Annotated in this window: 21 protein-coding genes; 15 read left to right on the plus strand and 6 right to left on the minus strand. The window is 70.3% G+C overall.

The window, feature by feature from the left end:
- Positions 1-11 precede the first annotated feature (11 nt).
- Positions 12-1,274 (plus strand): histidine--tRNA ligase, encoded by a 1,263-nt coding sequence (gene hisS / locus OG430_RS39445; protein WP_327357460.1) that lies wholly within the window; start codon positions 12-14, stop codon positions 1,272-1,274.
- A 112-nt stretch (positions 1,275-1,386) separates the two neighbouring features.
- On the opposite strand, the gene OG430_RS39450 is transcribed toward hisS, so the two are convergent.
- Genes OG430_RS39450 through OG430_RS39465 form a run of 4 tightly spaced genes read right to left on the minus strand, consistent with a single transcriptional unit; the run spans position 1,387 to position 4,995 of the window.
- Positions 1,387-2,010: a response regulator transcription factor gene (locus OG430_RS39450; protein WP_327357461.1), complete on the minus strand. Its 624-nt coding sequence runs from the start codon at positions 2,008-2,010 to the stop codon at positions 1,387-1,389.
- A complete protein-coding gene (locus OG430_RS39455) occupies positions 2,007-3,218 on the minus strand; it encodes a sensor histidine kinase (RefSeq protein ID WP_327357462.1) in 1,212 nt (403 codons plus the stop codon). The genes OG430_RS39450 and OG430_RS39455 overlap by 4 nt, the downstream gene beginning before the upstream one ends.
- Positions 3,215-4,066: an ABC transporter permease gene (locus tag OG430_RS39460; RefSeq protein WP_327357463.1), complete on the minus strand. Its 852-nt coding sequence runs from the start codon at positions 4,064-4,066 to the stop codon at positions 3,215-3,217. Before OG430_RS39460 ends, OG430_RS39455 begins: the two co-directional genes overlap by 4 nt.
- Positions 4,063-4,995 (minus strand): ABC transporter ATP-binding protein, encoded by a 933-nt coding sequence (locus OG430_RS39465; protein WP_327357464.1) that lies wholly within the window; start codon positions 4,993-4,995, stop codon positions 4,063-4,065. The genes OG430_RS39460 and OG430_RS39465 overlap by 4 nt, the downstream gene beginning before the upstream one ends.
- A 137-nt stretch (positions 4,996-5,132) precedes the next feature.
- Here OG430_RS39465 and OG430_RS39470 point away from each other — a divergent pair, with 137 nt between their 5' ends.
- The 3 genes from OG430_RS39470 to OG430_RS39480 all read left to right on the plus strand — a co-directional run bounded on the left by OG430_RS39470 (position 5,133) and on the right by OG430_RS39480 (position 8,363).
- Positions 5,133-5,771, plus strand: coding sequence for a vitamin K epoxide reductase family protein (locus OG430_RS39470; RefSeq protein WP_327357465.1), 639 nt, complete (start codon positions 5,133-5,135; stop codon positions 5,769-5,771).
- A gap of 79 nt (positions 5,772-5,850) precedes the next feature.
- A complete protein-coding gene (locus tag OG430_RS39475) occupies positions 5,851-7,245 on the plus strand; it encodes a replication-associated recombination protein A (RefSeq protein WP_327357466.1) in 1,395 nt (464 codons plus the stop codon).
- Positions 7,246-7,574: 329 nt separating this feature from the next.
- Positions 7,575-8,363, plus strand: a complete 789-nt coding sequence (locus OG430_RS39480) for an HNH endonuclease family protein (protein ID WP_327357467.1) — start codon at positions 7,575-7,577, stop codon at positions 8,361-8,363.
- An 18-nt stretch (positions 8,364-8,381) separates the two neighbouring features.
- On the opposite strand, the gene OG430_RS39485 is transcribed toward OG430_RS39480, so the two are convergent.
- A complete protein-coding gene (locus OG430_RS39485) occupies positions 8,382-9,077 on the minus strand; it encodes a DUF2470 domain-containing protein (RefSeq protein WP_327357468.1) in 696 nt (231 codons plus the stop codon).
- A gap of 188 nt (positions 9,078-9,265) precedes the next feature.
- Between OG430_RS39485 and rpsD the strand changes: the two genes are divergently transcribed.
- On the plus strand, positions 9,266-9,880 hold the full coding sequence (rpsD, locus tag OG430_RS39490) for a 30S ribosomal protein S4 (protein WP_327357469.1): 615 nt from the start codon (positions 9,266-9,268) through the stop codon (positions 9,878-9,880).
- Between the two features lie 38 nt (positions 9,881-9,918).
- On the opposite strand, the gene OG430_RS39495 is transcribed toward rpsD, so the two are convergent.
- Positions 9,919-12,153 (minus strand): ATP-binding protein, encoded by a 2,235-nt coding sequence (locus OG430_RS39495; RefSeq protein ID WP_327357470.1) that lies wholly within the window; start codon positions 12,151-12,153, stop codon positions 9,919-9,921.
- 169 nt (positions 12,154-12,322) lie between these two features.
- On the opposite strand from OG430_RS39495, the gene OG430_RS39500 reads away from it, so the two are divergent.
- From OG430_RS39500 to aroB, 10 genes are all read left to right on the plus strand, one after another.
- Positions 12,323-12,787, plus strand: coding sequence for a DUF948 domain-containing protein (locus OG430_RS39500; RefSeq protein WP_327357471.1), 465 nt, complete (start codon positions 12,323-12,325; stop codon positions 12,785-12,787).
- A gap of 7 nt (positions 12,788-12,794) precedes the next feature.
- Positions 12,795-13,127 (plus strand): DUF6167 family protein, encoded by a 333-nt coding sequence (locus tag OG430_RS39505; RefSeq protein WP_327357472.1) that lies wholly within the window; start codon positions 12,795-12,797, stop codon positions 13,125-13,127.
- On the plus strand, positions 13,127-15,796 hold the full coding sequence (gene alaS, locus OG430_RS39510; protein ID WP_327357473.1) for an alanine--tRNA ligase: 2,670 nt from the start codon (positions 13,127-13,129) through the stop codon (positions 15,794-15,796). Before OG430_RS39505 ends, alaS begins: the two co-directional genes overlap by 1 nt.
- Entirely contained in the window at positions 15,796-16,272 is a 477-nt protein-coding gene (gene ruvX, locus OG430_RS39515; protein ID WP_327357474.1) for a Holliday junction resolvase RuvX, read from the plus strand. The genes alaS and ruvX overlap by 1 nt, the downstream gene beginning before the upstream one ends.
- A 126-nt stretch (positions 16,273-16,398) precedes the next feature.
- Positions 16,399-18,081 carry an endolytic transglycosylase MltG gene (gene mltG / locus OG430_RS39520; protein ID WP_327357475.1) on the plus strand — a complete coding sequence of 561 codons (1,683 nt, stop codon included), beginning with the start codon at positions 16,399-16,401 and terminating at the stop codon, positions 18,079-18,081.
- Entirely contained in the window at positions 18,078-18,908 is an 831-nt protein-coding gene (locus OG430_RS39525; RefSeq protein WP_327357476.1) for a shikimate dehydrogenase, read from the plus strand. The genes mltG and OG430_RS39525 overlap by 4 nt, the downstream gene beginning before the upstream one ends.
- Positions 18,909-18,957: 49 nt before the next feature.
- Positions 18,958-19,257 carry a hypothetical protein gene (locus tag OG430_RS39530; RefSeq protein WP_327357477.1) on the plus strand — a complete coding sequence of 100 codons (300 nt, stop codon included), beginning with the start codon at positions 18,958-18,960 and terminating at the stop codon, positions 19,255-19,257.
- Between the two features lie 147 nt (positions 19,258-19,404).
- Positions 19,405-20,589, plus strand: coding sequence for a chorismate synthase (gene aroC, locus OG430_RS39535; RefSeq protein WP_327357478.1), 1,185 nt, complete (start codon positions 19,405-19,407; stop codon positions 20,587-20,589).
- Positions 20,586-21,116 (plus strand): shikimate kinase, encoded by a 531-nt coding sequence (locus OG430_RS39540; RefSeq protein ID WP_327357479.1) that lies wholly within the window; start codon positions 20,586-20,588, stop codon positions 21,114-21,116. Before aroC ends, OG430_RS39540 begins: the two co-directional genes overlap by 4 nt.
- Positions 21,113-22,207 (plus strand): 3-dehydroquinate synthase, encoded by a 1,095-nt coding sequence (gene aroB / locus OG430_RS39545; RefSeq protein ID WP_327357480.1) that lies wholly within the window; start codon positions 21,113-21,115, stop codon positions 22,205-22,207. The genes OG430_RS39540 and aroB overlap by 4 nt, the downstream gene beginning before the upstream one ends.
- The last annotated feature ends 105 nt before the right edge of the window (positions 22,208-22,312 follow it).

The raw sequence follows: 22,312 nt of genomic DNA on the forward strand, positions 1-22,312 counted from the left end.
GAGAGATTTTCGTGAGCACTTTTCAGGCCCCCAAGGGCACCTACGACCTGATCCCGCCGGACAGCGCCAAGTTCCTCGCCGTACGGGAGACCATCGCGGCGCCCCTGCGCAACTCCGGGTACGGCTACATCGAGACCCCCGGCTTCGAGAACGTCGAGCTCTTCGCGCGCGGTGTCGGCGAGTCCACCGACATCGTCACCAAGGAGATGTACGCCTTCGAGACCAAGGGCGGCGACAAGCTCGCCCTGCGCCCCGAAGGCACGGCCTCCGTGCTGCGCGCGGCCCTCGAGGCCAACCTGCACAAGGCGGGCAACCTCCCCGTCAAGCTCTGGTACTCCGGCTCGTACTACCGCTACGAGCGCCCCCAGAAGGGCCGCTACAGGCACTTCTCCCAGGTCGGCGCCGAGGCCATCGGTGCCGAGGACCCGGCCCTTGACGCCGAGTTGATCATCCTGGCGGACCAGGCGTACCGCACGCTCGGCCTGCGGAACTTCCGCATCCTGCTCAACTCGCTGGGCGACCAGGAGTGCCGCCCCGTCTACCGGACCGCGCTGCAGGACTTCCTGCGCGGGCTCGACCTGGACGAGGAGACGCTGCGCCGCGCCGAGATCAACCCGCTGCGGGTCCTCGACGACAAGCGGGCCGACGTCCAGAAGCAGCTCGTGGGTGCCCCGCTGCTGCAGGACTACCTGTGCGAGGCGTGCAAGGAGTACCACAAGGAGGTGCGCGAGCTGATCACGGCGGCGGGCGTCGCCTTCGAGGACGACCCGAAGCTGGTGCGCGGCCTGGACTACTACACCCGCACCACCTTCGAGTTCGTGCACGACGGTCTCGGCTCGCAGTCCGCGGTGGGCGGCGGCGGCCGCTACGACGGTCTGTCCGAGATGATCGGCGGCCCCTCGCTGCCGTCCGTCGGCTGGGCGCTCGGCGTGGACCGTACGGTCCTGGCGCTGGAGGCGGAGGGTGTCGAGCTCGACATCCCGTCGGCCACCAGCGTGTTCGCGGTGCCGCTCGGCGAGGAGGCGCGGCGCGTGCTCTTCGGCGTCGTCACCGAGCTGCGCAAGGCCGGGGTCGCGAGCGACTTCTCCTTCGGGGGCAAGGGACTCAAGGGCGCCATGAAGAACGCCAACCGCAGCGGCGCTCGCTTCACCCTCGTCGCCGGCGAGCGCGACCTCGCCGAGGGCGTCGTCCAGCTCAAGGACATGGAGTCCGGCGAGCAGGAGGCCGTGGCGCTGGACGCGGTGGTCGCGAAGCTGACGGCGAAGCTCGCCTGACGTCAGTCTTTCCGTACGTCGCGGAGTTCTGCCGTACGTCACCGAGGGGGCCCGGACCGACATGGTCCGGGCCCCCTCGGCATGCCGAGGGTGTCGCGGTCCAACGGATGTCTCAGTCCAGCAGCCCGTGCCGCATCGCGCTCGTCACCGCCGCCGTCCGGTCGTCCACGCCCAACTTGCCGAAGGCGCGCAGCAGATGGGTCTTCACCGTGGACTCGCCGATGTAGAGGCGCCGCCCGATGTCCGCGTTCGTGCAGCCCTCGGCGACCAGGCGGAGCACCGCCGTCTCCCGCTCCGACAGGCGCGGCCGCTCCGGCCGGGTGCGCAGCTGGTCGACCAGGCGGGCCGCGACCGACGGGGCCAGGACGGTCTCGCCGCGCGCGGCGGCCCGTACCGCCTGGGCCAGTTCGCCGCGGGCCAGGTCCTTGAGCAGATAGCCCGCCGCGCCCGCCTCGACGGCTCGCAGGATGTCCCGGTCGGTCTCGTACGTCGTCAGGACGATCACCCGGCAGGGCAGCCCCGCCGCGGCCATCCGCTCGATCGAGTCGACGCCGTCGCCGCCCGGCATGCGCAGGTCCATCAGGACGATGTCGGGGCGCAGTTCGACGCTCAGCGCCTCGGCCTGCGGGCCGTTGGCCGCCTCGGCGACGACCTGCAGGTCGGGCTCGGCGGTGAGCATGGCGCGCAGGCCCTCGCGTACGACGGGATGGTCGTCGGCCAGCAGGACGCGGATCACGCGCGGCTCCCCTCAACGGCGGTGGCGGGCAAGGGTAGTTGAACGACGACGGTGACCCCTTCGCCGGGTGCCCCGAGCACTTCGGCCGTGCCCCCGACCTCGGCGGCCCGCGTCCGCAGCCCCGGCAGCCCGAAGCCCTGCTGCGGCAGCCCCAGGTCGAAGCCGCGGCCCGAGTCCCGCACGCGGAGCGTCACCGAGCCCTCCGTGTACGCCAGCCGGACCCACACCCCGGCGCCGGACCCGGCGTGCTTGCGCACGTTGGCCAGCGCCTCCTGGCAGGCGCGCAGCGCCACCACCTCGACGCCGGGCGGCAGCGGCCGGGCCTCGCCGGTGATGTCGACCTGGGCGTCGTGCCGTGCGCCCAGTCTGCGCAGCGCGTCGGGCAGTGAGCCGCCGTCCAGGTCGGCGGGGGCCCGGCCGGCGACCAGGGCGCGGGCCTCGGCGAGGTTGTGCCGGGCCGTCCGGGCCATGAGGTCCAGGTGGCGTCGCGCCCCCGCGGCGTCGTGTTCCAGCTCGGCGTCCACGGCCTGGATCAGCATGAGCACGCTGGTGAAGCCCTGCGCGAGGGTGTCGTGGATCTCGCGGGACATCCGCTCCCGCTCGGCCAGCGCCCCGCGCTCGGCGGACAGGCGGGCGTTCTCCTCCCGGCTGGCGTCCAACTCGGCGATCAGCGCGGCCCGTTCCTCGCTCTGCCCGATGATCCGCATGATCCAGAGACCGAACACCATCGAGAAAACGAGCGTGACCGCTGCGGAGACGCAGTTGAAGAACAGGAGGGTGCCCTCGGGCCGCCACATCACGGCCCAGCCCACGACGGGCAGGACATTGACGACGGCGGCCGCGACCAGCGCCCGGCGGTCGTGCAGGGCCATGAAGCACTGTGGGATCAGGGCGAAGGAGGCCAGCCGGGTCTCCGGCGCCAGCACGGTGGCCGGCACGAAGATCAGGACGGCGACCGCCATGTAGCGCGCCGCCAGGCGGCGGTCCTCCCCCAGGGAGAGCAGGACCGGCCGCCCGGCCCACAGATACCAGGGCACCAGGAGCGTGAACACCGCACAGGCCGTGATCCGCACCGCGAGCGGAGCGACCGACATCCCGCCGAGCACGAACACCACGGTGCCCAGCCACACCGTCGCGAAGTAGGCGTCCCAGCCGCGCCACACCCGGCTGTACACATCGGAGTCGCGCGGTCCGGAGGGTTCGCTCATCCGTCGCGCCGGTTCTTCCACCGGAAGGTCAGCAGACACAGCACCAATCCTCCGACGCACCAGGCCCCCAGCACCAGGGCGATGCGGCCGTACTCCCAACTCCCCGCCTGCTCCAGGACGTTCGCCGACTCCGGCAGGAACACCCCGCGCAGCCCCTGGCACATCCACTTCAGCGGGAACAGCGCGCCGATGTTGAGCATCCAGTCCGGAATGGTGTCGATGGCGATGTACACCCCGGAGATGAACTGCAGCACCAGGAAGGGCAGGACGACCACCGAGGTGGCGCTCCGGCCGGACTTCGGCACGGAGCTGATCGCGATGCCGAGCAGCGCACAGCCGGTGAGCCCGAGCAGGAAGACCCACCCGAAGGTCAGCCACTTCTCCGGACCGCCGGGCAGGTCCACGTCGTAGAGCGTGGTGCCGACGAGCAGCAGGACCGCGGTCTCCGCGAGCCCCGTGACCAGCACGAGCCAGAGCTTGCCCAGGAAGTACGCCGCGGGCGGCATCGGAGTGCCGCGCAGCCGGCGCAGCACCTTCTCGTCGCGCTCGATGGCGATGGAGATGCCGAGCGACTGGAAGCTGGTCGACATGATGCCGGCGGCCATCATCGCGGGAACGTACAGCTGAGAGGCGGTGATGCCCGCGCCCCGCACATCGTCCTTGAAGATCGACGCGAACAGGAACAGGAAGACGACGGGGAAGGCGAAGGTGAAGACCACCTGCTCACGCAGCCGGAAGAACTGCTTCAGCTCCAGGGCGCCACGCTGCAGCCCGATGCTCCAGGCACCGGGCAGGCGCCGGTCGGTGGCGCGGGCGGGGGAGCGTACGTCCGTGGTCGTCGTGGTCATCGCGCGCTCTCCGCTCCGGTGGTCTCCAGCGGCTGATCTGCCTGATCTTCCGGTACGTGTACGTCGTCGAGCTGCCCCGTGAGCCGCAGGTAGACGTCCTCCAGAGTGGGGCGGCCGATGCGCAGGCCGGGGATCTCGCCGTCGAAGCGCCCCGTCAGCTCGGCGACCGTGCGGGTCGGGGTCGCGGTGCGCTCGCTGCGCCGGGCCCCGTCGTGCTCGGTCCACTCGACGGTGGCCTCCGTGCCGAAGCGGTGGCGCAGTTCGGCGGGCTCGCCCTCGGCCACCACGCGGCCTGCCGCGATCACCGCGAGGCGCTGGGCGAGGGCCTCGGCCTCCTCCAGATAGTGCGTGGTGAGCACGATGGTGGTGCCCTCGGCGGCCAGCATCCGGATCAGCTCCCAGAACTGCCGCCTGGCCGCCGGGTCGAAACCGGTCGTCGGCTCGTCCAGGAGCAGCAGCTCGGGGCCGCCGATCACACCGAGTGCCACATCGAGGCGTCGCCGCTGACCGCCGGAGAGTGCCTTGACCCGGCTGCCGGCCTTCGTCCCGAGGCCCACCAGGTCGATGACGCTCTCCGGGTCACGAGGCTTCGGGTAATAGCGGGCGAAATGCCGCACCGTCTCTCGTACGGTCAACTCGGCGGGCGCCGACTCGTCCTGCCAGACGATCCCCACGCGCGAGCGCCAGTCGCGGGTCGCCGCGGCGGGGTCGGCACCGAGCACGGTGACCTCGCCCGCGTCGCGCGTCCGGTTGCCCTGCAGGATCTCCACCGTGGTGGACTTGCCCGCGCCGTTCGGCCCGAGGATGCCGAAGACCTCGCCGGGCCGGATGGCCAGATCGATGCCATCGACGGCGATCACGTCGCCGTACCGCTTGCGCAATCCGCTGACGTCGACCGCGAGTTCCGCGTCTGTCGTGTGTGTGGTCATGCCTAGAGGCTCTGGCCGAATGAGACGTTCCGGGACCGTCGGCCGTACCTCCTTATGTCCATCGAACGGTGGACACACACGCGCGTGCGGCACAATGACCCTGCCCCGCAGGCCAACAGAAGCGATGGATCGGCGTGATGAGCAAGACGACCACAGCGAACGACGTCTCCACCGACAACGAGGAGACCGGCGTCCCGCGGAGCGTCGGCGGCAGCCGGGCGCTCGCGATCCTGCTGGTGATCACCGGCGCGGCCGGACTGCTCGCCGCATGGGTCATCACCCTCGACAAGATCAAGTTGCTCGAGGACCCGAGCTACACGCCGGGCTGCAGCCTCAACCCCATCGTGTCCTGCGGCAACATCATGAAGTCCGAGCAGGCCGAGGTCTTCGGATTCCCCAACCCGATGCTGGGCCTGGTCACCTACGCGATCGTGATCGGCGTCGGAATGAGCCTGCTCGGCCGGGCCCGCTTCCCGCGCTGGTACTGGCTGACGCTGAACGCGGGGATGTTGTTCGGCGTCGGGTTCTGCACCTGGCTGATGTACCAGTCGCTTTACAACATCAACTCGCTGTGCCTGTGGTGCTGCCTGGCGTGGGTCGCCACGATCATCATGTTCTGGTACGTGACCTCGCACAATGTCCGTAACGGTCTGCTGGCCGCGCCCGGCTGGCTGCGTGGCTTCTTCGACGAGTTCACCTGGGTCCTGCCGGTGCTGCACATCGGGATCATCGGCATGCTGATCCTGACCCGCTGGTGGGAGTTCTGGACCAGCTGAGCATCGCCCCACTAGCTGCTGACCTGCGGGTTCTTCGGTGGTCGGGGCGTTGTCAGTGGGGTGACATAGGGTTCTGGACGTGGAGCCCGACCTCTTTACCGCAGCGGCCGAAGCACGGCAGGAGAAGGACCCGGCGAGCAGCCCGCTCGCGGTCCGGATGCGCCCGCGCACCCTGGACGAAGTCGTGGGCCAGCAGCACCTGTTGAAGCCGGGCTCACCGCTGCGCCGCCTCGTCGGCGAGGGCGAGGGAGGCCCGGCCGGACCGTCCTCGGTACTGCTCTGGGGCCCGCCCGGCATCGGCAAGACGACCCTTGCGTACGTGGTCTCCAAGGCCACGAACAAACGCTTCGTCGAGCTCTCCGCGATCACCGCGGGCGTCAAGGAGGTCAGGGCCGTCATCGACGGCGCCCGCCGCGCGATGGGCGGGCACGGCAAGGAGACCGTCCTCTTCCTCGACGAGATCCACCGCTTCAGCAAGGCCCAGCAGGACTCCCTGCTGCCCGCGGTCGAGAACCGCTGGGTGACGCTCATCGCGGCCACGACCGAGAACCCGTACTTCTCGATCATCTCGCCGCTCCTCTCCCGCTCCCTGCTGCTCACCCTCGAATCGCTCACGGACGACGACCTGCGCGGACTGCTCCAGCGGGCACTGACCGACGAGCGCGGGCTGGGCGGCGCGGTCACCCTGCCCGAGGACGCCGAGGCGCACCTGCTGCGGATCGCCGGCGGCGACGCCCGCCGTGCGCTCACCGCCCTGGAGGCGGGCGCGGGATCGGCCCTCGCCAAGGGGGAGCAGGAGATCAGCCTGCAGACCCTGGAGGAGTCGGTCGACCGTGCGGCGGTGAAGTACGACCGGGACGGCGACCAGCACTACGACGTGGCGAGCGCCCTCATCAAGTCGATCCGCGGCTCGGACGTGGACGCGGCGCTGCACTATCTGGCCCGCATGATCGAGGCGGGCGAGGACCCCCGTTTCATCGCGCGCCGCCTGATGATCTCGGCCAGCGAGGACATTGGCCTCGCCGACCCGACGGCACTGCCCACCGCGGTCGCCGCCGCCCAGGCGGTCGCCCTCATCGGCTTCCCGGAGGCCGCACTCACCCTCAGCCACGCCACGATCGCGCTGGCGCTCGCCCCCAAGTCGAACTCGGCCACGATGGCGATCGGCGCTGCACTGGAGGACGTACGCAAGGGGCATGCGGGGCCGGTGCCACCGCACCTGCGGGATGGGCACTACAAGGGTGCGGCCAAGCTGGGGCATGCGCAGGGGTATGTCTATCCGCACGATGTGCCGGGCGGGATCGCGGCCCAGCAGTATGCGCCGGACACGATCCATGGCAAGCGGTACTACCAACCCACGCGGTACGGGGCCGAGGCGCGGTACGCCGACGTGGCGGACAGGGTGAGGGAACGCCTTGCGGGCGAGGGGCGCAGTGCGAAGCCGGTGTCGGATGCTCAGGGCGATGAGCGCTAGGGCCTGTCTTCAAACTCCCGCCTGCCCCGCGACGCCGCAGTGACATCAGCTGCTGCCGCAGCGGGCGCACGCTCGCCGCACCGGGCGAAAGACCAAGTACGTCCAGTACGAGGGCTTCCACCCGGCACGCCGAGAGCACGCACCAGACGCCGCGGGGCCGCCCTTCGGGCGACGACGGGAGTTTGAAGACAGGCCCTAGGCCCTGAGAGGTCTGTTGGTCGGCTGCGGGCCGGTGGGGGCTGGTCGCGCAGTTCCCCGCGCCCCTGCGGGGCGCCCCTGCGGGGCGCATCTGCCGAGCGGGACCCTCGCCCCGCACCTAGGCTCGGCCCATGGGAGCAAGAGCGGCCGGAGTCACCGCAGCCCTGCTCATGGTGGTCACCCTCGCGGCAGCGGCCTGCACCCCGCTCCAGCAAGAGCGCGCCGACGCCCGTTTCAGCCTGCCGCCCGGCGCCACCAAGCCGCCCCCCGGCACCAAGCCGACCCCGCAGCCCAAGCCGAGCCCGACCCCCTCTCCCTCGCCCACCCTGGCGAGCAAGGGCTTCCCGCCCAGCCCAGCCGCGGCCCGCGACCAACTGGCCAAGCTGCAGGTCGCCTGGGGCAAGAACTGGGAGACGTACAAGCGGGCGGAATTCGGTGAGACCTGGTCCGACGAGGTCGACGGCGTACCCGGCGGCCGCAACGGCTGCGACACCCGCGACGACGTGCTCAGACGCGACTTGAAGGACATGCGCGAGGGCGACCGCAACGCCTGCGTCGTGATCTCCGGGATGCTGCACGACCCGTACACGGGCAAGGAGATCCCCTACTACTACCGCCGCGCCTCACAGATCGAGACCGACCACATCGTCGCCCTCGGCGCCGCCTGGCGGGCCGGCGCCTGGGCCTGGACTCCGCAGCAGCGCCTCAACTACGCCAACGACCTCGACGTACTGCTGGCCGTCGACAAGGCGACCAATGAGCTCAAGAGCAGCCAGACGCCCGACAAGTGGAAGCCGCGCAAGGAGTACTGGTGCGAGTACGGGCGCCGCTGGACCGGCATCAAAGCCAAGTACAAGCTGACGGTCACGGCACCCGAGAAGCTCGCCCTGCAGGACCTGCTCGCCGCCTGCCCCAAGTGACGCCCTGCCCGGGGCAGTTCAGTGCGCCGCGGCCTCGAAGAGCTGATGCATCGCCCGCCGCAACTCCACCACATCCCGCACCGGCTCCGGGAAGTCGAAGCGCGCATCGAAGACGCCGCCCGTCCGGGCCGCCCTGAACCGCACCCGCAGCCCGAACCGGTCGAGCGCCAGCGGCACCGCCCCGCCCTCGGCAAGCTCCGCCGCCCGCTCACCGAGCAGCCCGCCAAGGAGCTGGACGTGCTCGCCGTGCACCGCGTGCAGATGCTGGAGCAGCTCCGTCTCCTGTGCGTGCAGCGGATCCGCATGAGCCCGCGCGAAGTCCTCGGGCTCCACCGTCGAGGCCCCCCACAGGTCGTCGACCGAGGCCTCGCCCACCTCCAGCCGCAGCATCATCCGCCCCGGCTGGGCCATCCCCGGCAGCCGGGTCAACCAGCCCGAGATCCAGGCGCGGCCCCGGATACGCTGGGGGACGGAGACCGGTGCGACATCTGTGATCTCCAGCACGGCGGACAGCTCGTCGTCCTGGGCGTGCGTCGCGGCCCGCACCACCGGGGAATCGGCGGGCAGCACCAGAAACACGTCGCCGTCCGGGCCCACCGCCCGCTCGTCGGCCATCAGGTGCTCGGGGCGGGTGCCCTCCAGGCCCGGGACGAGGAGCACTCCGGAGCATGTACTCTGTACGAGAGTTCGTGTGCGTTCGGCTGCTGACGGCATCCGAGTGTTTTCAAGCCCGCTGGGACGCGGCTGACCACGATCTGATCGGACCTCCGTCATATCGATGCCCCTTGAGTCGGCGTCGGTCTCTGTGCTGTCCGTGACGTGTGTGGTTGTTCCACGGCGAGACATGCGATCTCCCTAACTAAGGTGAACCTTACCTAACCTACTACGGAGGTCTGGAGAACGTGCCTAACCAGTCGCGTCCCAAGGTCAAGAAGTCGCGTGCGCTCGGTATTGCGCTGACGCCGAAGGCTGTCAAGTACTTCGAGGCCCGCCCCTACCCGCCGGGCGAGCACGGCCGTGGCCGCAAGCAGAACTCGGACTACAAGGTCCGTCTGCTCGAGAAGCAGCGTCTCCGCGCTCAGTACGACATCTCGGAGAAGCAGCTGGTCCGTGCCTACGAGCGCGCCAGCAAGGTCCAGGGCAAGACCGGTGAGGCCCTGATCATCGAGCTCGAGCGCCGCCTCGACGCTCTGGTCCTGCGTTCGGGCGTCGCCCGCACCATCTACCAGGCCCGCCAGATGGTCGTCCACGGCCACATGGAGGTCAACGGCAAGAAGGTCGACAAGCCTTCCTTCCGTGTCCGTCCCGACGACGTCGTCACCGTGCGCGAGCGCAGCCGCGAGAAGCACCCCTTCCAGGTTGCCCGCGAGGGTGGCTACGACACGGACGGCGAGACCCCGCGCTACCTCCAGGTGAACCTGAAGGCCCTGGCCTTCCGCCTGGACCGTGACCCGAACCGCAAGGAAATCCCGGTCATCTGCGACGAGCAGCTCGTCGTCGAGTACTACGCCCGCTGATCAGGCCCCACCGGCCGATCGAGGCGTAGCCCTCCGCGTCAGCCCGCCGCTTCCCCGCCGTTCTTGGTGGGGGAGCCGGCGGGCTTTCGCATGTCCGCGCCCTCCGGGGCGGGCCTCGGGGGTGCGATGCGCCCCGGACCGGGGGCGGTGTGCCGACGCACGCGTACCGCCAGCGCACGGTCCACGGCCTCGTCGAGCGTCAGCCGGCGACCCTCCTGTACGCACTTCTCATAGCGTTCGCGGCCGAGCAGCTCCCCGGCCTGCTGCTCGCACAGGGCGCGCGGGGCACTGAAGTACCCCGAGCCGAACAGCGGCAGCCCGACCGACTCCCACACCGGGGACGCCGCCCCCTGCAGCACCGCCGCCTCCGCCGGATCGCCCTCGCTCGCGGTCACCAGGGCGAGCAGCTCGATCGACAGGACCAGACCCACCAGGTCGTGGAAGGCGTGGTCGATCGCGATGCACTCACGCAGCAGCTCCCTGGCCCGCCCGTGCTCGCCGCGCGTCCACGCCGCGTACGCCAGGACGTACAGCGCATAGGCCCGGGTCCAGCTCTCCCCGTGCTCCGAGCAGATCTCGTCGACCTCCTCGCACAGCGCGAGCGCGCTCACCAAGTCCCCCTGGAACACCAGGGACATGGCGAGCTCCACCTGCCCCATCAGCACATTGCTGTTGAGCTCGCCCACCTCCCGATAGCGGGCGAGCGCATCGCGAAGGTGCTGCTCGGCGCGCTCCATGTCGTCCGAGACCAGCGCCAGACACCCGGTGCGATGCACGGCGTACGCCGCCGCCACCGCGTTTCCCGTCCGGTCGGCCTCGTCCCGGCACTCCTGCAGCGCCGCGAGCGCGCCCACCGTGTCGCCCTGCAGGATCGCCACATAGCCGAGCACCCACAGGGCCTTCAGCCGCGACTCCGTGTACTCGTCGGCCTCATCGCTGTCGCCGTCCAGCTCGACGCTGCGGTCCAGCCAGTGCCGCCCCTCCGAGAGCCGGCCGCAGCCGACCCAGTAGAACCACAGCGTGCCCGCCAGATACTGGCCCAGATGCGCCTCGTCCGGCTCGGTCAGGCAGTACTCCAGGGCGAGCCGCAGATTGGGCAGCTCGCTCTCGACGCGCGCCGCGACCTCGGCCTGCCGCGGCGAGAACCAGTCCAGCTCGCACCACGTGGCCAGGCCCATGTACCAGTCGCGGTGCCGCCTGCGCATCCGGGCGCCGTCGCCCGCCGCCTCCAGCCATTCCTGGCCGTACGCCCGCACCGTGTCCAGCATCCGGTAGCGGGCCCCGGCCGCCGCGTCCTCGCGGACCACGACGGACTGCTCGATGAGCGCGCCGAGCACATCGAGCACGTCCTCGGCATCGATGCCGTGCCCGCCGCACACATACTCGGCCGCCTCCAGGTCGAACTGCCCGGAGAACACCGAGAGTCGCGCCCACAGCAGCCGCTCCGCCGGCCGGCACAGCTCATGGCTCCAGCCGATGGCGGTACGCAGCGTCTGATGCCGCGGCAACGCCCCGCGGCTGCCCCCGGTGAGCAGCCGGAACCTGTCGTCGAGCCGGGCCAGGAGCTGGGCCGGCGAGAGCGCGCCGAGCCGACCCGCCGCGAGCTCCACGGCGAGCGGAATCCCGTCCAGGCGCTCGCACACCTCCAGGACGTCCGCCTCGTTCGCGGCGCCGAGGGCGAAGCCGGACGACCCCGCCGCCGCCCGCTCCGTGAGAAGGCGGGCCGCGTCCGACGCGGGCAGCGGGCCGAGGGTGAGTGTCCGCTCGCCCTCGACCGTCAGCGGACGCCGGCCCGCGGCGAGCACCCGAAGACCGGGACAGCTCCGCAGCAGCTCCCGCACCAGCGGGGCGCACGTGTCCACCAGATGCTCGAACCCGTCCAGGACCAACAGGAGTTGGCGCCCGGCGAGCTGTTCGAGCAGCACCTCGCGTGGCGCCCGCCCCGTGTGGTCCGTGAGGTCGAGAGCCTCGACGAGGGCGTACGCCACCAGTCCCGGATCGCGTACCGCCGACAGTTCGAGCAGCCAGGCGCCGTCCCGGAAGCTCCGCTGCCCGGTTGCCGCCGCCCGCAGCGCGAGCCGTGACTTGCCGACACCGCCGACGCCCACCAGCGTCACCAGGCGTGCCTCGGCCAGCAGCCCCTCGACCTCGGCAAGTTCGGCCGCACGCCCGACAAAGGCGTTCAATTCGGCAGGGAGATTGCCCTCGGGGCGAGGGCGATGGTCGTCGAAGTCGGCAGGTTCGCCGGGCTCGGAGCGCTGAGAGCGTCGCATGAAGAACGGAGCGTACTGATCCGCATGCGCTCCGTACAATCGCATCGGGCAACTGCCCCCGCCGGGGACGGGAATGCGGTACGGAGTCCGAGGCCCGGCGCGATAGGGTCGGGGCACTACTTATCCAGAAGACTTGAAGCAAGCCCGAACGAGCAGAGAGCGGTGCAGCGTGACCGGTGGAGAGGTGGCCGGGATCCTGGTGGCCGTCTTCTGGGCGATCCTGGTCTCCTTCCTCGCCGTCGCCCTGGTGAGGCTGGCCCAGACGCTCAAGGCGACCACCAAGCTGGTGGCGGACGTGACCGAACAGGCCGTCCCGCTCCTCGCAGACGCATCCGCCACGGTCCGCTCCGCACAGACCCAGCTCGACCGGGTCGACGCCATCGCGACGGACGTCCAGGAAGTCACCTCCAACGCGTCCGCGCTCTCCACCACCGTCGCCTCCACCTTCGGCGGCCCGCTGGTCAAGGTCGCCGCGTTCGGGTACGGCGTACGCCGCGCGATCAGCCGCAAGGCGGCGCCGGACGCCGACGACATGCCGCCCAAGGCGCCGAGGCGTACCGTGATCGTGGGCCGGACGGTGCCGTCCGCGCGCCGCGGTGCCCCCGGGAAGCGCGGGAACCGGAAGAAGGACTGACGCAGCGATGTTCCGCCGTACGTTCTGGTTCACCGCGGGCGCAGCCGCCGGCGTATGGGCCACCACCAAGGTCAACCGCAAGCTCAAGCAGCTGACTCCCGAGAGCCTCGCGGCCCAGGCCGCCAACAAGGCGATCGAGGCAGGGCACAAGCTCAAGGACTTCGCCTTCGACGTCCGCGACGGAATGTCCCAGCGCGAGGACGAACTCAACGACGCGCTCGGCCTGAACGACCAGGGCCCGCCCGAACTCCCGCCGCAGCGAAGGCTCGCGGCCATCGAGAACCACCACAGCAAGCCCAACAACGCGAAGTACTCGTACAACCGGAATGAGGACCACTGATGGAGTCGGCTGAAATCCGCCGCCGCTGGCTGAGCTTCTTCGAGGAGCGCGGGCACACCGTCGTCCCTTCGGCGTCGCTCATCGCGGACGACCCGACTCTGCTGCTCGTCAACGCCGGCATGGTCCCCTTCAAGCCGTACTTCCTCGGCGAGACGAAGCCGCCCGCCCCGCGCGCCACCAGCGTGCAGAAGTGCGTGCGCACGCCGGACATCGAAGAGGTCGGCAAGACCACCCGGCACGGCACCTTCTTCCAGATGTGCGGCAACTTCTCCTTCGGCGACTACTTCAAGGAAGGCGCCATCAAGTACGCCTGGGAGCTGCTCACCAGCTCCGTGGCGGACGGCGGCTACGGCCTGGAGCCGGAGAAGCTCTGGATCACCGTCTACCTCGACGACGACGAGGCCGAGACGATCTGGCGTGACGTCATCGGCGTCCCCGCCGAGCGCATCCAGCGCCTGGGCAAGAAGGACAACTTCTGGTCCATGGGCGTCCCCGGACCCTGCGGCCCCTGCTCCGAGATCAACTACGACCGCGGCCCCGAGTTCGGCGAAGAGGGCGGCCCGGCGGTCAACGACGAGCGCTACGTGGAGATCTGGAACCTGGTCTTCATGCAGTTCGAGCGCGGCGCCGGCGACGGGAAGGAAGACTTCCCGATCCTCGGCGACCTGCCCTCGAAGAACATCGACACCGGCCTCGGCCTCGAGCGCCTCGCGATGATCCTGCAGGGCGTACAGAACATGTACGAGACCGACACCCTGCAAGTCGTCATGGACAAGGCCACCGAACTGACCGGTGTCCGCTACGGCGACAAGCACGACTCCGACGTCTCGATGCGCGTGGTCGCCGACCACATCCGTACGTCCGTCATGCTCATCGGCGACGGCGTCACCCCCGGCAACGAGGGCCGCGGCTACGTGCTGCGCCGCATCATGCGCCGCGCGATCCGCAACATGCGTCTGATGGGCGCCACCGGCACGGTTGTCGCCGACCTCATCGACGTGGTCATCAAGACGATGGGCCAGCAGTACCCGGAGCTCCTCACCGAGCGCAAGCGCATCGAGACCGTCGCGATCGCCGAAGAGGCCGCCTTCCTCAAGGCCCTCAAGGGCGGCACCAACATCCTCGACACCGCCATCACCGAGACCAAGGCCGGCGGCGGCAAGGTCCTCGCCGGCGACAAGGCGTTCCTGCTCCACGACACGTGGGGCTTCCCGATCGACCTGACCCTCGAAATGGCCGCCGAGCAGGGCCTGTCCGTGGACCAGGACGGCTTCAAGCGCCTGATGCAGGAGCAGCGGGACAAGGCCAAGGCGGACGCCAAGGCCAAGAAGACCGGCCACGCCGACATGTCCGGCTACCGAGAGATCGCCGACAACGCCGGCGCCACCGACTTCATCGGCTACACCTCCACCGAGGGCGAGTCCAAGGTCGTCGGCATCCTCGTCAACGGCGTGCCCTCGCCCGCCGCCACCGAGGGCGACGAGGTCGAGATCGTCCTCGACCGCACCCCGTTCTACGCCGAGGGCGGCGGCCAGATCGGCGACACCGGCCGCATCAAGCTGCACTCCGGCGCCGTCGTCGAGGTCCGCGACTGCCAGAAGCCGGTCCCCGGCGTCTACGTCCACAAGGGCACGGTCCAGGTCGGCGAGGTGACCCTGGGCGCTCCCGCGCAGGCCACCATCGACATCACCCGCCGCCGCGCCATCGCCCGCGCCCACTCCGCCACGCACCTCACGCACCAGGCGCTGCGCGACGCGCTCGGCCCGCAGGCCGCCCAGGCCGGTTCCGAGAACCAGCCCGGCCGCTTCCGCTTCGACTTCGGTTCGCCGTCCGCCGTCCCCACGGCCGTGATGACGGACGTCGAGCAGAAGATCAACGAAGTCCTCACCCGTGAACTCGACGTCCAGGCCGAGGTCATGTCGATCGACGAGGCCAAGAAGCAGGGCGCCATCGCCGAGTTCGGCGAGAAGTACGGCGAGCGGGTCCGCGTCGTCACCATCGGCGACTTCTCCAAGGAGCTGTGCGGCGGCACCCACGTCCACAACACCGCCCAGCTCGGCCTGGTCAAGCTGCTCGGCGAATCCTCCATCGGCTCCGGCGTACGCCGCATCGAAGCGCTGGTCGGCGTGGACGCGTACAACTTCCTCGCCAAGGAGCACACGGTCGTCGCCCAGCTCCAGGAGCTGGTCAAGGGACGTCCCGAGGAGCTGCCCGAGAAGATCTCCGCGATGCTCGGCAAGCTGAAGGACGCCGAGAAGGAGATCGAGAAGTTCCGCGCGGAGAAGGTCCTGCAGGCCGCCGCCGGTCTCGCTTCGAGCGCTCAGGACGTACGCGGTGTCGCGCTGGTCACCGGTCAGGTGCCGGACGGCACCGGCGCCGACGACCTGCGCAAGCTGGTCCTCGACGTCCGCGGCCGCATCCCGGGCGACCGCCCGGCCGTGGTCGCCCTCTTCACCACCGCGGGCGGCCGCCCGCTCACCGTGATCGCCACCAACGAGGCGGCCCGCGAGCGCGGCCTCAAGGCCGGCGACCTGGTCCGCACCGCGGCCAAGACCCTCGGCGGCGGTGGCGGCGGCAAGCCGGACGTCGCCCAGGGCGGCGGCCAGAACCCGGAGGCCATCGGCGACGCCGTGGCCGCAGTCGAGCGCCTGGTCGGCGAGACCGCCTGATGTCTTCGCTGGCCCGTCGCGGGCGCCGTCTCGCGATCGACGTCGGGGACGCCCGGATCGGGGTCGCCTCGTGCGACCCCGACGGGATCCTCGCCACTCCGGTGGAGACCGTGCCGGGACGCGACGTCCCGGCCGCCCACCGGCGGCTCAAGCAGCTCGTTGACGAGTACGAACCCATCGAGGTCGTCGTCGGACTCCCTCGCTCCCTCAACGGGGGCGAGGGCCCGGCCGCCGTCAAGGTGCGTGCTTTCGCAGCGGAGATGGCGCGTGGCATCGCACCCGTTCCGGTGAGGCTCGTGGACGAGAGGATGACCACAGTGACGGCCAGTCAGAGCCTTCGCGCTTCGGGCGTGAAGTCCAAAAAGGGCCGATCCGTCATCGACCAGGCTGCCGCTGTGGTGATCCTTCAGAACGCTCTGGAGTCCGAACGGGCGTCAGGCAAGGCTCCGGGCGAGGGCGTCGAAGTGGTCATCTGATCGCGATACGGTAACGTTCCGCGCGATGCGGTGGCGTTCGAACAGCTGCCGCACAGCAGAAGAGGCGGACCGGCTGCCCTGCCGTAGGTGCTCAGCGGCTGCCGCCTCGCGGCTCGTAGGGGATCGATGACTGAGTATGGCCGGGGCCACGGCTCCGAACCGTGGCATCCCGAGGACCCGTTGTTCGGGGACCAGGGATGGGGAGGACAGCAGGCCGCGAGCGGCCAAAGTCCGTACGGGGGCCAGCCGCAGTACTATCCGCAGCAGCCTCAACAGCCGCACCCGCAGCAGTCGTACGGTGGCCAGCAGCAGGGTGGCTACCCGCAGCATGACGGCCAGCAGGGTGGGTACCCGCAGCATGGCGGTCAGCAGCAGGGTGGCTACCCGCAGCACGACTACAACGGCGGCTGGGACACCGGCCAGCAGCCGGCGTACGGCGCGGGCCCGGATCCGTACGGCGGCCAGCCCGCCGCGTACGACGCCGAGCGCCCCGACCCGTACAACACCCCTGACGCCTACCCGCCGCCGCAGCCCCCGGGCCGCCGCCGCGAGGCGCCCCGCGAGAACCCCGACTGGGACCCGGGTCCCGATCAGGGCGAGCACGCGTTCTTCGCGAGCGGCCGGGACGACGAGGACGACGACTACGACGACGAGCCGCCGCGCGGCGGTCGCGGCCGTGGTCGAGGCCGCAGTGAACGCCGCGGCCGGGGCGGCAAGAAGCGCCGCAGCGGCTGCGCCTGCCTGGTGGTGACGCTGGTCTTCGCCGGCGGCCTCGGTGGCGTCGGCTACTTCGGCTACCAGTTCTACCAAGACCGGTTCGGTTCGGCCGCGGACTACGAGGGCAACGGCAACGCCGACAAGCAGGTCTCGGTCGAGATCCCCAAGGGTGCGGGCGGCTCCCAGATCGGTTCCCTGCTCGAGGAGAAGGGCGTCGTCAAGAGTGCGGACGCGTTCGTCAACGCCCAGGCGAAGGACCCCAAGGGGCTGTCGATCCAGGCAGGCGTCTATCTCCTCAACACGGAGATGTCCGGCGAAGCCGCCGTGACGATGATGCTCGACCCGAAGAGCCGCAACAACCTCATGGTCAACCCGGGTTGGCGCAACAACCAGGTCTACGAGCAGATCGACAAGCGCCTCGAGCAGCCCAAGGGCTCCACCAGGAAGTACGTCAAGGAACATTGGAAGGAACTCGGCCTTCCGGAGTGGGCGAAGAACCCGCACAAGGATGTGAAGGACCCGCTCGAGGGCTTCCTCTACCCGGGCAGCTACCCGGTCGCCAAGGGCATGAAGACCGAGGACATCCTCAAGAAGATGGTCGACGACGCCAAGCAGGCGTACTCGGGATACAACCTCGAGGGCAAGGCCAAGGAACTCAAGGTGAAGGACCCCCTTCAGCTCCTGACGGTCGCCAGCCTCGTGCAGTCCGAGGGCAACAACAAGAGCGACTACGAGAAGATCGCGCGGGTCGTGTACAACCGCATGGTGCCGGGCAACGCGGAGACCGCCGGCCTCCTCGACTTCGACTCCACGGTCAACTACCTCAAGGGCGAGTCCAAGCTGGCCACCGGTTCCGTCGACGAACTGCGCAAGATCAAGGATCCGTACAACACGTACAAGATCTACGGTCTGCCGCCCGGGCCGATCAGCAACCCGGGCAAGGAAGCCTTTGAGGCGGCGCTCAGCCCGGCCAAGGGCAAGTGGTACTACTTCGTCTCGATCAACGCGAACGAGACGCTCTTCGCCGAGACGAACGCGCAGCACGAGCGCAATCGTCAGAAGTACCTCGACGAACAGAAGAAGAACCAGTGAGCGGTGCACCGCGCAAAGCGGCCGTCCTCGGCTCCCCGATCGCCCACTCGCTGTCCCCGGTGCTCCATCGCGCCGCGTACGGCGAGCTGGGCCTGGACGGCTGGACGTACGACCGTTTCGAGGTCGACGAGGCGGCGCTGCCCGGCTTCCTCGAAGGGCTCGGTTCGGAGTGGGCGGGGCTCTCGCTGACCATGCCGCTCAAGCGTGCGGTGATTCCGCTGCTCGACGAGGTCAGCGAGACGGCCGCGTCGGTCGAGGCGGTGAACACGGTCGTCTTCGGGCCGGACGGTCGGCGCAGCGGTGACAACACCGACATCCCCGGCATCGTGGCCGCGCTGCGCGAGCGGGGCATCGAGCAGGTCGAGTCCGCGGCCGTCCTGGGCGCCGGCGCGACCGCGTCGTCCGCGCTGGCCGCGCTGTCCCGGATCTGTTCCGGCGAGATCGTCGCGTACGTACGCAGCGAGGCGCGCGCCGACGAGATGCGGCAGTGGGGCGAGCGGCTCGACGTGGAGGTGCGCACGGCCGACTGGGCTGATGCGGAGCAGGCGTTGAGTGCGCCGCTCGTCATCGCGACCACGCCGGCCGGCACCACGGACGACCTGGCGAAGCACGTGCCCGAGCGGCCCGGGACGCTCTTCGACGTGCTGTACGAGCCGTGGCCCACGGAGCTCGCCGCACGCTGGTCGATGTTCGGCGGCGCGGTGGTCAGCGGGCTCGACCTGCTGGTGCATCAGGCGGTGCTGCAGGTGCAGCAGATGACGGGCCGGCCGAAGGCTCCGCTGGACGCCATGCGCAAGGCGGGGGAGCGGGCGCTGGCCGCGCGCTGAGGCCCGTCAGGATCCGCTCCGTTCACATTCCAGTGGGGGGAGTGCATTCATGGACACAGGTCTGCCGCAGGCCTCGGTCGGCAGCAAGGTCTTCGACGGTCTGCTCGGGTTTCTGCCCGAGTGGATCCAGATCACCTTCATCGCCCTCGTCCTGCTCGCCGTCGTGGCGTCGTGGGTCGTGAAGATCAAGCGGAGGCTCGACCTTCGCCGGGCCGCCCGCAATGGGCAGCCGATGCACGCCGCCGCCCGGTACGGCCAGGGGCAGGGTGCGGACCACCTCGGGAAGTACGCCCCGCGGCAGGATCCTGCCAACGGGCAGCCGCAGCCGCGTCAGCAGGCACAGGATTGACCAGGGCTCGGTCGAGGGCGTCCCGCCTGCTGGACCAGCGCCCTGGCCGCCCGCTGCGGCATGGGAGTATTTAGGCAGGCGGGCCAGGGTCGCGCACCCGGTCGCGCCGTCGAGATCGCAGCACCAGGCGCGAGCAGAGGAGCACCGTTGAGCAGGTTGCGTTGGCTGACCGCGGGGGAGTCCCACGGACCCGCACTGGTGGCGACCCTGGAGGGTCTGCCCGCCGGCGTCCCGATCACCACCGAGCTGGTGGCAGATCATCTGGCGCGGCGTCGTCTCGGCTATGGCCGCGGTGCGCGGATGAAGTTCGAGCAGGACGAGATCACCTTCCTCGGTGGCGTCCGGCACGGTCTGTCGATGGGCTCTCCGGTAGCGGTCATGGTGGGCAACACCGAGTGGCCCAAGTGGGAGAAGGTCATGGCGGCCGACCCGGTCGACCCGGCCGAGCTCGCCACGATGGCCCGCAACGCCCCGCTGACCCGGCCCCGCCCCGGTCACGCGGACCTCGCGGGCATGCAGAAGTACGGCTTCGACGAGGCCCGGCCGATCCTGGAGCGCGCCAGCGCCCGGGAGACGGCGGCCCGGGTGGCGCTCGGCGCGGTGGCCCGTTCCTTCCTGAAGGAAGCCGCGGGCATCGAGATCGTGTCGCACGTGGTGGAGCTGGCCGCGGCCAAGGCCCCGTACGGCGTGTACCCGAAGCCCGGCGACGTGGAGAAGCTGGACGCGGACCCGGTGCGCTGCCTGGACGCCGACGCCTCGAAGGCGATGGTCGCGGAGATCGACCAGGCCCACAAGGACGGCGACACCCTCGGTGGTGTGGTCGAGGTCCTCGCGTACGGAGTGCCGGTGGGCCTGGGCTCGCACGTGCACTGGGACCGGCGCCTGGACGCCCGCCTCGCCGCCGCCCTCATGGGCATCCAGGCGATCAAGGGTGTCGAGGTCGGCGACGGCTTCGACCTGGCGCGGGTGCCCGGTTCCAAGGCGCACGACGAGATCGTCCGCACCGAGGACGGCATCCGGCGTTCCACGGGCCGCTCGGGCGGCACCGAGGGCGGTCTGACCACCGGTGAACTGCTGCGCGTACGCGCAGCGATGAAGCCCATCGCGACCGTCCCGCGCGCGCTCGCCACGGTCGACGTCGCCACGGGTGAGGCCACGCAGGCCCACCACCAGCGCTCCGACGTGTGTGCGGTCCCGGCGGCCGGCATCGTCGCGGAGGCGATGGTCGCGCTGGTCCTCGCGGACGCGCTCGTCGAGAAGTTCGGCGGCGACAGCGTGCCGGAGACCCGGCGCAACGTGCAGTCGTACCTCGACAACCTCCACATCCGATGACCGGTCCCTCGGCGGGTCCGCGGATCGTCCTCGTCGGGCCCATGGGCGTCGGCAAGTCGACGGTCGGCGAGCTGCTCGCCGCGCGTCTGGGCTGCGGTTTCCGGGACACCGACGCGGACATCGTGGCGGGCCAGGGCCGGGAGATCTCGGACATCTTCATCGAGGAGGGCGAGCCCCACTTCCGTGAGCTGGAGCGCGCGGCGGTACGCACCGCCGTCGCCGGGCACGACGGAGTGCTGGCCCTCGGCGGCGGGGCGATCCTCGACGCCGGTACGCGGGAGCTGCTCGGCGCGCACCCGGTCGTCTATCTCTCGATGGACGTGGACGAGGCGGTCAAGCGCACCGGCCTGAACGTCGCGCGCCCGCTGCTCACCGTCGCCAACCCGCGCAAGCAGTGGCGCGAGCTGATGGAGGCGCGCCGCCATCTGTACACCGACGTGGCCCGCGTGGTCGTCGCCACGGACGGACGCACCCCCGAAGAGGTCGCCCAAGCGGTCCTCGACGCACTGGAGTTGAAGGAAGCATGACGGAGCAGGCACCCACCCGGATCCAGGTCGGCGGGAGCGCGGGCAGTGATCCGTACGAGGTCCTGGTCGGACACTCGCTCCTCGGCGAGCTCGGCGGGCTGATCGGCGCCAAGGCCAAGCGCGTCGCGGTGATCCACCCCGAGGCGCTGGCCGAGACCGGTGACGCGATCCGGGCCGACCTGGCCGAGCAGGGCTACGAGGCCGTCGCCATCCAGGTGCCGAACGCCGAAGAGGCCAAGACCGCCGAGGTGGCGGCGTACTGCTGGAAGGCGCTCGGCCAGTCCGGCTTCACGCGCACCGATGTCGTGGTCGGTGTCGGCGGCGGCGCCACCACCGACCTCGCGGGCTTCGTGGCCGCGACCTGGCTGCGCGGTGTGCGCTGGATCGCCGTGCCGACGACCGTCCTCGCGATGGTGGACGCGGCGGTCGGCGGCAAGACCGGCATCAACACCGCCGAGGGCAAGAACCTCGTCGGCGCTTTCCACCCGCCGGCCGGCGTGCTGTGCGACCTGTCCGCCCTCGGTTCGCTGGGCGTGAACGACTACGTGTCCGGCCTCGCGGAGATCATCAAGGCCGGCTTCATCGCCGACCCGGTGATCCTGGATCTGATCGAGGCGGACCCCGCGGCGGCACGTACGCCGGCCGGTCCGCATACCGCCGAGCTGATCGAGCGCTCGATCCGGGTCAAGGCCGAGGTCGTCTCCAGCGACCTGAAGGAATCGGGCCTGCGCGAGATCCTCAACTACGGTCACACGCTCGCCCACGCCATCGAGAAGAACGAGCGCTACAAGTGGCGGCACGGTGCTGCCGTCTCCGTCGGCATGGTCTTCGCCGCCGAACTCGGCCGCCTGGCCGGTCGGTTGGACGAGGCGACCGCCGACCGGCACCGCACGGTCCTCGAATCGGTCGGCCTGCCGCTGACCTACCGGGGAGACCAGTGGCCCAAGCTGCTCGAGACGATGAAGGTCGACAAGAAGTCGCGGGGCGACCTGCTGCGCTTCATCGTCCTGGACGGACTGGGCAAGCCGGTGGTCATGGAAGGCCCCGACCCGGCCGTTCTGCTTGCCGCTTATGGCGAGGTTTCTGCCTGACCGGGCACTTGTGTCCGTCCCCGGCCGTTCACACAACGGCGGCCGGGGACGGTACCGTTCGGTAAAGGACCTGATCGCCGGACCTGTTCGCCGAGTTCCGCGCTA

Source organism: Streptomyces sp. NBC_01304 (assembly GCF_035975855.1).
Classification (GTDB): Bacteria; Actinomycetota; Actinomycetes; order Streptomycetales; family Streptomycetaceae; genus Streptomyces.

What these genes read in the sequence shown, in the direction of transcription:
- OG430_RS39455 (WP_327357462.1), bottom strand. Translation starts at nt 3,218, where the DNA reads ATGAGCGAACCCTCCGGACCGCGCGACTCCGATGTGTACAGCCGGGTG.
- OG430_RS39460 (WP_327357463.1), bottom strand. Translation starts at nt 4,066, where the DNA reads ATGACCACGACGACCACGGACGTACGCTCCCCCGCCCGCGCCACCGAC.
- OG430_RS39465 (WP_327357464.1), bottom strand. Translation starts at nt 4,995, where the DNA reads ATGACCACACACACGACAGACGCGGAACTCGCGGTCGACGTCAGCGGA.
- OG430_RS39470 (WP_327357465.1), top strand. Translation starts at nt 5,133, where the DNA reads ATGAGCAAGACGACCACAGCGAACGACGTCTCCACCGACAACGAGGAG.
- OG430_RS39480 (WP_327357467.1), top strand. Translation starts at nt 7,575, where the DNA reads ATGGGAGCAAGAGCGGCCGGAGTCACCGCAGCCCTGCTCATGGTGGTC.
- OG430_RS39485 (WP_327357468.1), bottom strand. Translation starts at nt 9,077, where the DNA reads ATGCCGTCAGCAGCCGAACGCACACGAACTCTCGTACAGAGTACATGC.
- OG430_RS39495 (WP_327357470.1), bottom strand. Translation starts at nt 12,153, where the DNA reads ATGCGACGCTCTCAGCGCTCCGAGCCCGGCGAACCTGCCGACTTCGAC.
- OG430_RS39505 (WP_327357472.1), top strand. Translation starts at nt 12,795, where the DNA reads ATGTTCCGCCGTACGTTCTGGTTCACCGCGGGCGCAGCCGCCGGCGTA.
- alaS (WP_327357473.1), top strand. Translation starts at nt 13,127, where the DNA reads ATGGAGTCGGCTGAAATCCGCCGCCGCTGGCTGAGCTTCTTCGAGGAG.
- ruvX (WP_327357474.1), top strand. Translation starts at nt 15,796, where the DNA reads ATGTCTTCGCTGGCCCGTCGCGGGCGCCGTCTCGCGATCGACGTCGGG.
- mltG (WP_327357475.1), top strand. Translation starts at nt 16,399, where the DNA reads ATGACTGAGTATGGCCGGGGCCACGGCTCCGAACCGTGGCATCCCGAG.
- OG430_RS39530 (WP_327357477.1), top strand. Translation starts at nt 18,958, where the DNA reads ATGGACACAGGTCTGCCGCAGGCCTCGGTCGGCAGCAAGGTCTTCGAC.
- OG430_RS39540 (WP_327357479.1), top strand. Translation starts at nt 20,586, where the DNA reads ATGACCGGTCCCTCGGCGGGTCCGCGGATCGTCCTCGTCGGGCCCATG.
- aroB (WP_327357480.1), top strand. Translation starts at nt 21,113, where the DNA reads ATGACGGAGCAGGCACCCACCCGGATCCAGGTCGGCGGGAGCGCGGGC.